The organism is Pedomonas sp., assembly GCF_036515995.1.
Taxonomy (GTDB): domain Bacteria; phylum Pseudomonadota; class Alphaproteobacteria; order Sphingomonadales; family Sphingomonadaceae; genus Pedomonas.
This window is the reverse complement of the sequence record NZ_DATBUP010000231.1, coordinates 25506-38739: the sequence shown is the minus strand read 5'-3', so window position 1 is coordinate 38739 and position 13234 is coordinate 25506. Positions and strand designations below refer to the sequence as shown.

The 13234-nt window shown below is 64.8% G+C and carries 8 protein-coding genes; 5 read left to right on the top strand and 3 right to left on the bottom strand.

From position 1 onward, the window contains the following. A partial coding sequence (locus tag VIG90_RS17060) for a nuclear transport factor 2 family protein (RefSeq protein WP_331594722.1) occupies window positions 1–265 on the top strand: 265 nt, incomplete at its 5' end. Between the two features lie 133 nt (window positions 266–398). Here the strand turns inward: VIG90_RS17060 and VIG90_RS17055 are convergent. Further along, window positions 399–1082, bottom strand: a complete 684-nt coding sequence (locus tag VIG90_RS17055; protein WP_331594721.1) for a metalloregulator ArsR/SmtB family transcription factor — start codon at window positions 1080–1082, stop codon at window positions 399–401. Window positions 1083–1229: 147 nt separating this feature from the next. Here VIG90_RS17055 and VIG90_RS17050 point away from each other — a divergent pair, with 147 nt between their 5' ends. The 3 genes from VIG90_RS17050 to VIG90_RS17040 are packed head-to-tail and all read left to right on the top strand — an operon-like array spanning window position 1230 to window position 6834. Continuing rightward, window positions 1230–2288: an efflux RND transporter periplasmic adaptor subunit gene (locus VIG90_RS17050; protein ID WP_331594720.1), complete on the top strand. Its 1059-nt coding sequence runs from the start codon at window positions 1230–1232 to the stop codon at window positions 2286–2288. Window positions 2289–2291: 3 nt separating this feature from the next. Beyond that, window positions 2292–5369, top strand: coding sequence for an efflux RND transporter permease subunit (locus VIG90_RS17045; protein ID WP_331594719.1), 3078 nt, complete (start codon window positions 2292–2294; stop codon window positions 5367–5369). Continuing rightward, window positions 5362–6834, top strand: a complete 1473-nt coding sequence (locus VIG90_RS17040; protein WP_331594718.1) for a TolC family protein — start codon at window positions 5362–5364, stop codon at window positions 6832–6834. Before VIG90_RS17045 ends, VIG90_RS17040 begins: the two co-directional genes overlap by 8 nt. 130 nt (window positions 6835–6964) lie before the next feature. Here the strand turns inward: VIG90_RS17040 and VIG90_RS17035 are convergent, their stop codons facing one another. Further along, window positions 6965–8617, bottom strand: a complete 1653-nt coding sequence (locus VIG90_RS17035; RefSeq protein ID WP_331594717.1) for a M28 family metallopeptidase — start codon at window positions 8615–8617, stop codon at window positions 6965–6967. Between the two features lie 316 nt (window positions 8618–8933). On the opposite strand from VIG90_RS17035, the gene VIG90_RS17030 reads away from it, so the two are divergent. Then, window positions 8934–9740 carry a universal stress protein gene (locus VIG90_RS17030; RefSeq protein ID WP_331594716.1) on the top strand — a complete coding sequence of 269 codons (807 nt, stop codon included), beginning with the start codon at window positions 8934–8936 and terminating at the stop codon, window positions 9738–9740. A gap of 43 nt (window positions 9741–9783) precedes the next feature. Here VIG90_RS17030 and VIG90_RS17025 read toward each other — a convergent pair whose 3' ends face one another. After that, a complete protein-coding gene (locus VIG90_RS17025; protein WP_331594715.1) occupies window positions 9784–13098 on the bottom strand; it encodes an EAL domain-containing protein in 3315 nt (1104 codons plus the stop codon). Window positions 13099–13234: the final 136 nt, after the last annotated feature.

Here is a 13234-nt window from a genome sequence, read left to right as displayed (position 1 = left end):
GCGGTCCACCGCCGCCGAATGCGCTGCCCAGTTCACGGACTTGATGGAGTACACCGTGCCCGCGGACGCGTGCGCCTCCGTCGACACCTTCCTCGTCGACGGCACCGACGCCGTGCTGATGGGACACGTGTCGGGGACCGTACATGCGACGGGCAAGTCCTTCGAGGGCCCGTTCGCGCTGCGCCTCACGGTCGAGGGCGGCCGGATCACCCGGCACCACCTCTACGAAAACAGCCTGTCGATCGCCGAGGCCTGCCGCCTGTGATGGTTCGGCCCGAACTTCATGCGTGGCCGTTTGATGCGCAGATCCAGCACTGACTGGGAGGGGAGCCGTGTCGGTGCTCGGCATCACTTCGGCAATGGGAATGCTGTGCTGATCGCAGACAGGCATTCTTGATTTATGGAACTTCCAGTAGCTGCGTGCCGAGAGACTGACGGTCGACCGGCGTGACGTGATAGGAGCAGCGCAGCCCGCCGGCGATGATGTGCTCGGTGCGCTCGATGGCGACTTCAGGGCCTAGAACCGCACGGAACAGTTCCAGCTCTGCGCGGCAGAACCCCTGGCAGGCGGTGGCCGCTGCACAGATGGGACAATGATTTTCAATGAACAGCCATCCATTCCCGTCCTCGGCCGCGCGCCACTCGGCCATGTAGCCTTCCTGCGTCCGGATGGAGACCAAGCGCTCGAGCCGCTCCTCGATGGTGGCAAGACCTGCCACGGCGGCTTCATACAGGGCGCGGGTTTCCTGTTCCCGCGCACCGATGAGCAGATCCATGGCCGGAGCGCCCAAGGTGCTGCGGATCGTCTCGAGCAGCTTGACCGTCAGCTCGGCATGGGTGTCTGGAAATCGTTGATTGCCCTCGCGTGTCAACCGCCACAGTTGGACCGGCCGCCCGCGCCCCTGCGCACTGGAACGCTGCTCTACCAATCCTTCGGCTGCCAGCTTGACCAGTTGCTGGCGCACGGCCTCGCTTGTCACCCCCAGACACTGACCGAGATTGGCGGCACTGGCCTCCCCGCGGGTCTTCAGATGCATCAGGATGCGATCGGTGACTGTGTTGGTTGTCGTGCCGTGGGCCATGGTTTTAACGACCTGTTACTTTTGAAATACCCAAGTGCCGGAACATGGAAGCACTGTTCGCGCTATTTAAACAAGCGTAAACTTGACAAAATAGCGGTCAGCCAGGATAGCTCGAGCTCTAATTCGCCCCCGCAACGGTATCCTTCCATGATCAAAAAGCTTCTTTTTGCCTTTATAGCCGTCGGTCTGCTGTTTGTCGCGCTTAGCGGCTGGCGGCATCTGCGCACAGCCGGCGCAGAGCCGCTCCCACTGCCTCCGATGCCGGTGGTGGCCAAAACGGTTCAGGCTGAGTCCATTCCGGCCTCTCTGGAAACGGTTGGCACGCTTGAGGCCGTCCGCGAGGTTCTGCTCGCCCCAGAGAGCGCCGGTCGCATTGTCGCCATTCGCTTCACAGCCGGCACCCAAGTCCAGAAGGGCGACCTGCTGGTTCAGCTCGATGACGCGCCGGAGCGCGCTGATCGCGAAGCCGCCAAGGCGAAGGCCGAGTTCGCCCGCCTGCAACTCAAACGCTCTCAGGAATTGGCCCCGACAGGTGCCGAGCCACATGCGCTTCTCGACCAGAGACAGGCGGAGTATGACCAGGCTCTTGCAGCTGTCCGCCAGCTGGATGCCCGCATTGCCCAGAAAGCCGTCCGTGCGCCGTTCTCGGGACGGATCGGCATCCGCCGGGTCCATCCGGGTCAGTACCTGAATGCAGGCGACCCGGTTGCCTCGCTGGTTGCGCTCGACCAGCTGCACGTGAACTTCAGCGTGCCCCAGCAGGAGTTTTCCAAGCTCCGCCAAGGGCAGGCCGTCGAGGTGGTAGCTGATGCCTGGCCGGACCGCACGTTCACGGCTCGTATCACCGCCATCGAGCCTATGGTCAGCGCCGAGACCCGCAACATTCCGGTCCAGGCAATCCTGGACAATGAGCGCGAGGCCCTGCGGCCCGGCATGTATGTCGCGGCCCGCCTCGTGCTTCCGCCCGAACCCAACGGTATCGTCATCCCGGCAACCGCGCTTCAGACTTCTGCATCCGGCGACAGCGTCATGCTCGTCAAGGATGGCGTGGCAACGCCCGTGCCGGTGCGTGCCGGAAGACGCATTGGCGAATCCGTCGTCATCGCCCGAGGGCTGAAGCCCGGCGATGTCATCGTCACCGAGGGGCAGCTGCGGCTTCAGCCGGGGACTAGGGTTGCCATCGCCGGCACCGAGAAGAAGGGCTGAGCCATGTCTTTTACGGATCTTTTCATTCGCCGACCGGTGCTGTCGGTCGTCGTCAGCCTTCTTCTGCTGCTGGTTGGCGGCAGCGCCCTTCTCAAGCTTCAGGTCCGCGAATATCCGGGCCTTGAGAGTGCGACGATCGTTGTCGACACCAGCTTTCCCGGTGCAACCCAATCGGTGATGCAGGGCTTCGTCACGACGCCCATTGCCCAAGCCATCGCCACGGCCAACGGCATCGAGTATCTGACCTCCACTTCCAGCCCGGGCAAGAGCCAGGTCAAAGCCAAACTGGTCCTCAATGCCGACGCAGACCGGGCGATGACCGAGGTCCTCGCCAAGATCCAGCAGATCAAATATCGGTTGCCCGAAGGCGCCAACGATCCCGTGATCACTAAGATCACGGATGGTGCAGCGGCGGTTCAGTATGTCGCCTTCATCAGCGACACCATGAGCATTCCTGAAATCACCGATTTCGCGGCCCGCGTTGCCCAGCCGCTCATTACCGCGGTGCCGGGCGTCGCCTCCGCCAACATCTCCGGCGGGCAGACGCTGGCCATGCGCGTCTGGCTCGATCCCCGGCAACTGGCGGCCCGTGGCCTCACCGCAAGTGATGTGGCGGCCGCTCTTCGGGCGAATAACGTCCAGTCCGCCCCCGGCCAGCTCAAGGGCGCCGATACCGTGATCAACATCACGGCCGCCACGGACCTGCGCGGCGTGGAGGAGTTCCGGCGGATGGTGATCAAGACTGGAAGCGACGGTCTTGTCCGTCTGAGCGACGTGGCGACCGTCGAGATCGGCGGGCAGAACTACGACGTCAGCGCCATGACCAAGGGCCGTCGCTCCGTAACTATTGCGATCGAGCCGACGCCCGACGGCAATCCGCTCGAGATCGTGCGCGACGTCAAGGCGCTGCTGCCCAGCATAGAGCGTGTCGCCCCGCCGTCGCTCGAGGTGTTCAGCCAGTTCGACGTGGCGCACTTCGTCCACGCCTCGATCGATGAGGTGACCCGCACCCTCATCGAGGCGGTCATCATCGTCGTGCTGGTGATCTTCCTGTTCCTCGGCTCCCTGCGGGCGGTGATCATCCCAGTCGTAACCATTCCCCTGTCGCTCATCGGCACGGCGGCGCTGATGCTGGCATTCGGCTTCTCGCTCAATCTTCTCACCCTTCTGGCCATGGTGCTGGCCATCGGGCTGGTCGTCGACGATGCCATCGTCGTTGTCGAGAATATTCACCGCCACATCGAGGAGGGCATGACCCCCTTTGCTGCGGCTTTGAAGGGCGCCCGCGAGATCGTCGGACCCGTCATCGCCATGACCGTCACCCTGGCCGCCGTCTATGCGCCGATCGGCCTGATGGGCGGGCTCACCGGCGCCCTGTTCCGGGAGTTCGCGCTGACGCTGGCCGGAGCGGTGGCTGTCTCCGGGGTCGTTGCTCTGACCCTGTCGCCAATGATGAGCTCGGTCCTGTTGCGTCCGCAGCAAGCCAGCAGCCGGTTCGCGGATCGCATCGAGCACGTCATGGCCCGACTTACGGACGGCTATGACAGGCTGTTGGGCCGTGCACTCGCGGCCCGTCCGGCGATCCTGCTGTTCGGTGCCGGCATCATGGTGGCCATTGTCATTCTCTTTACCGGTGCCAAGCGTGAGCTGGCCCCGCCTGAAGACCACGGCTACGTCTTCGTGCAGACCGAGGCGCCGCAGTATGCCGGCCTTGGCTACACCGAACGCTTTGCGTATCAGGTCGAGCGCCTGTTCCGCGCTCTGCCCGAATATGAAAGCAGCTGGTTCGACAGTGGCACCGACGGCCCGAACAACGGCTTCGGCGGCGTCATCCTCAGCGAATGGGAAGAGCGGGCCCGCTCGACCGATGATATCCAGGCTCTGCTCAATGCGCAGGGCGCACAGATCACGGGCATCAGCGCCACCGCCTTTCAGGCGCCGCCGCTGCCTGCCTCGACCGGCGGCCTGCCGGTCCAGATGGTGCTGCGCTCGCCGGAGGATTTCCCGGCCATCTATGCCGCCATGGAAAAGCTGAAGGCCGCCGCTTGGGGCAGTGGATTCTTCGTCTATGTGGACAGCGACCTCGCTTTCGACAGCCCAGAGGCGCGCATCGAGATCGATCGCGCAAAGGCCAATGAGCTGGGCGTGACGATGGAGGAGGTTGCCAGCACGCTCGCGGTTCTGGTCGGCGAGAACTACATCAACCGGTTCAATTACCATGACCGATCCTATGATGTGATCACCCAGGTTCGGCGTGAGGACCGGACTGCGCCGGATCAACTCGGGCAGTTCTATGTCCGGGCCCGTTCAGGCGAGCTCATCCCGCTCTCGACGGTGGTGCGTGTCGAGATGCGTTCGCAGGCCAACCGGCTGCCTCAGTTCAATCAGATGAACTCGGCGACGCTCTCGGCCGTGCTGGCCCCGGGCGTCACCATGGGGCAGGCGGTGGAGTTCCTGCAATCTCAGCCGCTGCCGCCCGGTGCCAGCATCGATTGGCTCGGGGACTCCCGGCAGTATGTCACCGAGGGCGATCGTCTGACGGTCTCGTTCCTGTTCGCGCTGGTTGTCATCTTCCTGGTGCTTGCCGCCCAGTTCGAGAGCTTCCGAGATCCCGTGGTCATACTGGTGACCGTCCCGTTGGCGATCTCCGGCGCGCTGGTGCCCCTGTATCTCGGCTATGCCACCCTCAACATCTACACCCAGATCGGACTTGTCACCCTCATTGGGCTGATCTCCAAGCACGGCATTCTCATGGTCAGCTTTGCCAACAAGATTCAGGAGGATGAGGGCATGGATCGCAGTTCCGCGATCCGCAAGGCGGCGGCGGTACGTCTCCGGCCGATCCTGATGACGACAGCCGCCATGGTCGCCGGCCTCGTGCCCCTGCTGTTCGCCAACGGCGCGGGTGCAGCGAGCCGGTTCTCCATCGGTATTGTCGTTGTCATGGGCATGCTGATCGGCACCCTGTTCACGCTCTTTGTTCTGCCTGCCATCTATAGCCTGATCGGTCAGGATCACCGGGCCGCCGCCGGCAAGGTCCATGGCAAGGCGCTTGCCGCTGCGGAGGAATTCCATGCTTAGGCTCACCCTTGCCCTTCTGCTCCTCACGACCGCCTGCACGCCTGTTTCCAAGCCGGGGAGCAGCATTGCCCCGCATGTCGCTGGCCCTTTCGTCGGTTTTTCCGCCGGGAAAGCTACTGTCGGTGAGGCTGCCGCCGACGAGGCGCTGCTCGCCCGGTGGTGGCGTCTTTATGACGACCCGGGCCTCAACACGGTGATCGAAGAGGCTCTGGCCGCCAATACGGACCTGCGCGTGGCGCGGGCGAACCTGAACGCCGCCCGCGCCGTCCTGTCCGAGGCGAGGGCCCGGCGCGGTCCCGCAACCACGGCAAGCGGTGGGGCCAGCTACGGGGAGGGCCTGGCCAATGGTCAGACAGCGTCGAATGACGCAGGCTGGTCCTATGACGCAGGGCTGACGGTCGCCTGGGAAGCCGATCTGTTCGGGCGGCTGCGGGGAGGTGCAGAGGCGGCGCGCCTGGATGCCGAGGCGGCCGCGGCCGATGCGGAGGCGATCCAGGTCCTGGTGGTGGCCGAGGCGACGCGGGCGTATCTCGACGCCTGCGCTTATGCAGAACTGGTCGAGGTCGCCCGTTCCTCCCTGGCCCTTGCTGAAGACAGTCTCCGGCTCGTCGAGACGCGCCGCCGGGCCGGTGCCGCCTCGCGCCTGGACGTGGAGCAGGCTGCGGCCATCGTGGCCGAGGCCCGTGCCGTGGTACCACCGCTCGAGGGGCAGCGGCGCACGGCGCTTTTCGAATTGGCGGCGCTTCTCGGCCGCCAGCCGGCCGATATCCCCCAAAGCATGGCAAGCTGCACCGGCCTGCCGGACATTCGCGCTGCGCTGCCCGTCGGCGATGGCGCGGGGCTCCTGCGCCGGCGGCCGGATGTACGGGCGGCGGAGCGGCGCATGGCGGCGGATGCAACGCGCATCGGCGTTGCCACGGCCGACCTTTATCCAACCATCAGTCTTGGCGGGACGGTCGGCTATGCCGACATCAACGGCGGCGGGGACGGGTTTACCTTCTCGCTCGGGCCGCTGATCTCCTGGAACTTCCCCAACGTCTCGGTCGCCCGGGCGCGCGTGCGTCAGGCGGAGGCGCGGGCGCAAGCCTCACTGGCAGCTTTCGACGGCACGGTCCTGACCGCCCTGAAGGAAGTGGAGCAGGTGCTGGCAACGCTCCAGAGCCAGAACGAGCGCGCCGCGGCGCTTGCCGAGGCGAGCAGCCGGTCCGAGCAGGCATTCCGCCTGGCAGAAGCACGCTACAAAAGCGGATCGATCGCCTATCTCGATGTGCTGGTGGCGCAGCGAGCCTACACGGATGTGCGCCTGGCCGAGGCGGAGACGCACCGTCAGCTCGCCTCGCTACAGGTGGACCTGTTCAAGGCGCTCGGCGGCGGATGGGGCCAAGCCGCACCCGTTGCGCCGAGCCCGTATGCAGAGCCAAATGGGGCCAAACCTGCACAAGCAATGTCTGCGGAACGGTCCTGAGCCGTCTGGGCTAGTCGGCGAATCTTGTTTTCCTGCTTTCAACAGTATTGGCCGCGAGAAGGACGTTCAAGGGGAAGGCGAGGCCGGGAGCCGGACCTGACCTTCCCCAGAACGCTTTCAGAAAACCGGCTTATTTCTTGCCAAGGCTTTGTGCGCGGATGGGGCCGAACTCGGAGCCCGGCTTCCACTCCGGCCAGCGGTCCGATTGGGCCAGATCCCGGCCGATCGTATAGGCCAGAGAGACGTCGTCGGCCGCGCCGCGGAAGTCCAGATCCGGCGTCCAGCGGTCACAGGTCTGATGATAGCAGGCCATGTAGTCCTTCAGCCATTTCTCACCGGCAGAGCGTCCGCCCTTCACCAGGTCCGGCGCGCCGCTGATCGCCATGAACAGCAGGGTCGGCACGCCCCGGCGCGCCAGCGACAGGTGGTCGGCGCGGTAGAACAGACCGCGCTCGGGCAGGGCCTCAGGCGTCACCGTGCGGCCTTGCGCGGCTGCGGCACGCGCAAGATCATCCTCCAGCTCGTTCTGGCCGTTGCCCACCAGCACCACGTCGCGGGCCGGGCCTCCGGTATTCAGAATGTCGAGCGTGATGTTGGCAACCGTCTTGCCGGCCGGTGCCATGGGGCTGAGCGCGTAGGCCTCGGAGCCGGAGAGTCCGCGCTCCTCGGCGGTCCAGAAGCCGAAGGCGACCGTGCGCGCCGGGGCGGGGCCCGCCTTGAAAGCGCGGGCGATCTCCAGAAGACCGGCAACGCCAAGAGCATCATCGTTCGCGCCCGGGCGAACGGTGGTGCCGTCCGCTGCAGGCGCGCCGATGCCATAGGCATCCCAGTGTGCGCCATAAAGGATCACCTCATCCGGGCGCTCGGCTCCGGGAAGCTTGGCCAGCACGTTGTGGCTCATCACCTGGGTCTGGTCGATGGCAAGATCTGCCGAGAAGGTCATGCCCGCCAGAGGCACCGGCTTGAAGTCCTTCTTCCGGGCCTTGGCGCGCAGTGTTGCCAGGTCCTGCCCGACGCTGGCGAAGAGTCTCTCGGCCGTCGCACCTTCCAGCCATCCCTGCAAGAGGATGCGCTCGTTGGGGTCGGCGCGCACGATGTCGTAGTTTTCCCCGCCCGGGGCCGTCACCGTATCCCACCCATAGCCCGCACCCGGCGTGTCGTGCACGATCAGGGCCGCAATGGCCCCGCGGCGGGCGGCTTCCTCGAACTTGTAGGTCCAGCGGCCATAGTAGGTCATGCGCCGATCGCCGAACACACCGGCGGCATCGTCGCCGGCGGTAGCCTCGAAGTCCGGGTCGTTGACCAGGAAGACCGCCACCTTGCCCTTGAGGTCCGCGCCCTTGAAGTCATCCCAACCTTGTTCCGGGGCGTTGACGCCATAACCGACGAACACCATCGGCACGGTGTCGATCTTCACCTCATCGGTCGGGCGCACCGTACTGACGTAAATCTCGCGGCCCTGCACCAGCGGCGTTGTCGCGCCATTCAGGCGGGCCTGCATGGTACCCGACTTCACCTGCGTCTTCACCAGCGGTACCTGCTGGGTCCAGCCGCCATCCGGCCCGCCCGGGGCCAGGCCGATGCCCTGCAACTGCTTTACCAGCCAATCGATGGTAACCGTCTCACCCTCGGTGCCCGGCGCCCGGCCCTGAAACGCGTCCGAGGCCAGGGTCTTCACATCCTGGGACAGTCGCTCGGGGCTGATAAGGGAACGCGCGAGAGCCGTGCCGGACAAGCTGGTGGCGGCGAGCAGGAGAAGGGCCGCGGCGGAGAGCTTCTTCATCATCTGACTCCTGAACTGTTGCCCAAGGTTTGCAATAAACGGAGACAATGATCCAGAGCGCTTTGCGAGGCGGAGATGCCCGGCTGTCGTTGCCTCGGACGTCGCCGCCGATCCGCAGCCAGCAGCCGGGCGGCGAATCCGGTGGTTCTTGCAATTGCATGGGGGCCTGCATCAGAAGCCGGTCCTGCCGTCATGGTCTGAGGCACTGGAACCGAGGGGGCCGCCGGCGCTTCTCCTCGGGACAGTGACGCGGTCTGTTCATCTCGGGCGACGATCGCGCCGTATCTGCGGGGTCGCCCCCGCAGGAGCCTGAGCCATGGACCTTCTTCTTTATATTGATACCGATCCGCTGGCAGAGGCCCGTTACCGGGTCGCGGTGGAGCTTGTGCGGGTTTGCGGCGGGCATATCGAGTGCGTGCAAATCACCTCGCCCGTACCCCTGATGTCGAGCGAGCCGTTCGGCTCGGCAGACATTCTTGCGGGCAAGGCCGTACTGGCGCAAAGGCACAAGGATACCCTGCGCGCCGCCATGGAAACCCGGTTGGGTCCGAGCGGGATCAGTTGGAGTTACCGGCAACTGGATGGTGATCCCGGCCGCGTTCTGGCGGAGCAGGTCCGCCTGGTTGATCTGGTGCTGCTGAATGCGATCCGCCTGCCGTCCGTCCTCAACGGAAGCGCCCTTTCGGCAGGCGAGGCCGTATCGCGCCTTGCCGTTCCGGTGATGGCGGTGCCGGCGGGCGAGGGAGTGTTCAACGCGGGCGGGCCGGCGTTGATCGCGTGGGACGGCAGCGCGCAGTGCGGGCATGCGATCCGGGGCAGCCTTGAGTTGCTGAAGGCCGCGCCCACCATTTACATCGTGACCATCGGCCGGGAGAAGACCGACGCACAGGCAGAACGGGCGCGGGAGTACCTGGCCCATCACGGACTGCAGGCGCAGGTCATCGCCCTGCCGGATGTCGGGCAGCCGATCAGTGCCGCGTTGCTTGAGGCCGCCCGAACCTATCAGGCCAGTTACCTGGTGATGGGAGCCTATGGCCATAGCCGGGCAAGGGAGCTCCTGCTGGGCGGCGTGACGCGAGAGGTGCTCGCAAACAGCCCCGTCCCGGTGGTGATGGCGCATTAACCTCACTGTTAACTTGAAGCCGCAACCAGTTGAACAGGCAGCATTAGGCTTTCTTGGTCTTGGGCGGTCTGGCTGCGGCATCGGCAACGAAAAGCTGGGCCTCCCATCCGGGCACCAGCCGCACCACGTCGCTGGCGGGCATCGGTTTGCCGTAGAGATACCCCTGGCCGATATTGCACCCTTGCGAGCGCAGGTAATCCGCCTGTGCCGAGGTTTCGATGCCTTCGGCAACCACGGCAATGCCAAGGTTGCGGCCAAGGCTGGCAACGGCGCTGGCAATCGCCGCGTCGCTGGCGCTGGACTCCAGGTTCTGTACGAAGCTTCGGTCGATCTTCAGGGTGTCGACCGGGAACTGCTTCAAATGGCTGAGGGAAGCATAGCCGGTGCCGAAGTCGTCCAGCGCTATCCGTATGCCCTCGGCGCTCAGGGTTCTAAGCGCGCGCTCCACGTAGTCGGCGCCCGCGCCCAGAAACACCGTCTCGGTGACTTCCAGCTCGAGGCGGCTGTTTGGAATGCGGCTCTCCCGCAGGCCCTCCAGAATCCGTTCGGCAAAATTGTTATGCCGGAACTCGGCGGCGGAGGCGTTGATGGCCACATGGCCGAACTCTATGCCCATGTCGAGCCAGCAGCGCATGTCCTGAAGCACGCACTTCAGCATCCGCTGGCCAAGGCCTACGGCCAGCTCGAATTCCTCGAACGCGGCGGAGATCATGCCCGGTGGCTGGATGCCCTGGAAGCCGTGCCGCCAGCGCAGCAGCGCCTCGAAGCCTTTAATCTCGCCGGAGTTCAGATCAACCTTGGGCTGATAGAACGGGAAGATCTGGTTGCTCTCCAGCGCTTCACGGGCCAGGTGGAGCATGGAAACGCGGCGCTGCATTTCGGCCCGCATTTCCGGTCTGAACACTTCCAGCCCGCCGCGCGCCGATTTCTTGGCTGTGTACAGGGAGATGTCGGCGTACTTGAACAGCTCAGATGCATCGCTCGCATGGTCGGGATAAACGCTGGCTCCAATGCTCGCCCGGCAGTCGAGAATATGCCCCTCGTAGGGGAACGGCTCGCGCAGCCGCTCAAGCGCGGTCCGGGCAATTGCTTCCACGTCAGGAACGCCGGCAAAATTCTCCAGCAGGATGACGAATTCGTCACCGGCGAGGCGGGCCACAAGAGTGTTGTCGTCCACCACCGCCTTGAGCCGCTCGCTCAATTCCTTCAGCAGTGCATCCCCCGCACCGTGGCCGAGCGTGTCGTTGATGCGCTTGAACTCGTCAACATCCAGCAGCAACAGGCCGACCCGTCCGGAGGCTGCCATAGCCCGCGCCATCGCTTCGTCGAGCCGCTCCTGAAACAGGGTGCGGTTGGGCAGGCCGGTCAGAGTGTCGTGCGTCGCGGCCCAGCGGATGCGCTCGTCCGCAACGCGCCGTTCGGTGATGTCGCGCATGCTCAGGATCAAGCGGCGGGGCTGGCCGCGCTGGTCGCGAAGCCGATGTCCATCGATCGCGATCCAGCGCCAGTCGTCTTCATGGCGCAGTCGGAAGGAAGAGCGGAACTTGTCATCCGGGTCAGATCCGCCGCCGCGCAGGATGGCCTCGGTTTCACTGCGGTCTTCGGGATGCACCAGTGGCATTACCGTCTCGATTGCCTCCGGCGCGGTCTCATCAAGGCAGAAAAGCGCGCGCAAACGCTCTGACCAGCGCAATGCGCCGGTCGTCAGATCCAGATCCCAAATGCCGATGCCCGCCGCTTCAATCGCCAGCTGAAGCTGCTCCTCGCTGGCCCGAACGGCTTCGTTCGCCAGCTTGTGCTCGTGAATGTCCTCAAGAGTGCCGTACCAGCGAACGATGGCCCCGGTGGCATCCCGGCGCGGGGCAGCGCGGGCCCGGCTCCAGCGGAAGCCTCCGTCGCGCGTGCAGACCCGGTACTCCATGTCGAAGGCGCTCCCGGACTGCACAGCCTGCTCCCATGTCGCCTTGGTCATATCAACGTCGTCCGGATGCAAGGCGCTCAGCCATCCGTGACCGCATGCCTCGGCCGGGTCTACACCCGTGAGAGAGGTCCACTGCGGCCCGACTTCCTCGATGCGGCCATCGGGCAGGGCGGTCCAGGGAATCTGCGGGTTCAGCTCGACCGAGTAGCGGTAGTGCGCCTCACTCTCCCGCAGCGCCTCAAGGGCACGCTTGCGGTCGGTGATATCCCGCGCCACGGTGACGACGCCGGCCACCGCCCCGCCGTGAAACCATGGCACCTTGACGCTATGGAACACCCGCGGCTCGCCGTGGATCTCGACAACATCATCCGATGCCAGCGGCTGCCCTGACATCATCACCCGCTGGTTGTCGCTGTCGCGTCCCAGCAGGCTTGGGCCCAGCAAGAGATCAGGGTGCTTCACACCGGGCAGGAGCGTCTGTTGCTCTGCTGCCGCCCGGTTGGCCAGAACCAGCTGTCCGGACTGGCCGGTTACAAGTATGGTCTCGGGCACACTGTCGATGACGGTCTGCAACAGCTCCCTGCTGGTCCGAATCTCCTGTTCGGCGGCGCGCCGGTCGGTAACGTCCTCGATGATGGCGATGGTCGACGACAGGTTGCCATGCTCGTCGCAGATGAAAGAGACGTTGACGTTGCACCATACAATGCTGCCGTCCGGCCGCACGTAGCGTTTTTCGATCTGGAACGGCTTGCCGACCTGCTTGTGCTCTTCGAACACGCGCAGGCTCCACTCCATATCGTCCGGGTGTGTGAACGCGGACATCGGGATCGCACTCAGTTCGTCCGGGCTTCGCCCGACCACTTTGCAGAACTGCTCATTCACCATTAGAACGCGATGACTGAAGTCACGCTGCAGGATGCCGACGCTGACCTGGTTGAAGACGGTATCGAGGCGTTGCTCTGCCTTGAAAAGAGCCGCTTCCAGCCGCCGCTTCTCGAGCTGGGTCGTCACCTGTCCGGCCAGCAAACGCAACGTCTCCAGTCGGCGCTCGTCGATGCCATCCGGCCGTGGTCTGGTATCCAGCACGCACAGGACACCCAGCGGCAGGCCGGCGGGCGACTGAATGGCCGCCCCTGCATAGAACTGGAGGTCGGGTATATATGCACGCAGCGGAAAGCCGTGCGCTAAAGGGAACTGGCCGGAATCGGGGGTCAGGAAGAAGCCCGACTGCAGCAGCGCCGCGAGGTTGGCGCCCGGCGCGGGCACGGCCTGACGCACACCGAGGCCGAGTTCAGCCGGAAACCAGAGCTGACCATCCGCAACCAGGCAGATGGCTGACATCGGCGCCTCAAAGATGGAGGCAGCAAGCTGTATCGTGTCGTCGAGGCCGGGGTCTCGGGCACCATCGGGAATGTTATAGGCGACCAAAGCGGACAACCTAGCCTGCTCACTTTCTATCAGCGCTTCCACGTAAGGGAACGATGCCGTCGTAGCACCGGGGGAATGTTCGGCGACAGGGTCCGCAGTCGTGCGATCCACTCGGGCTGCCCTCGCAACATCAAGCAATGTACCA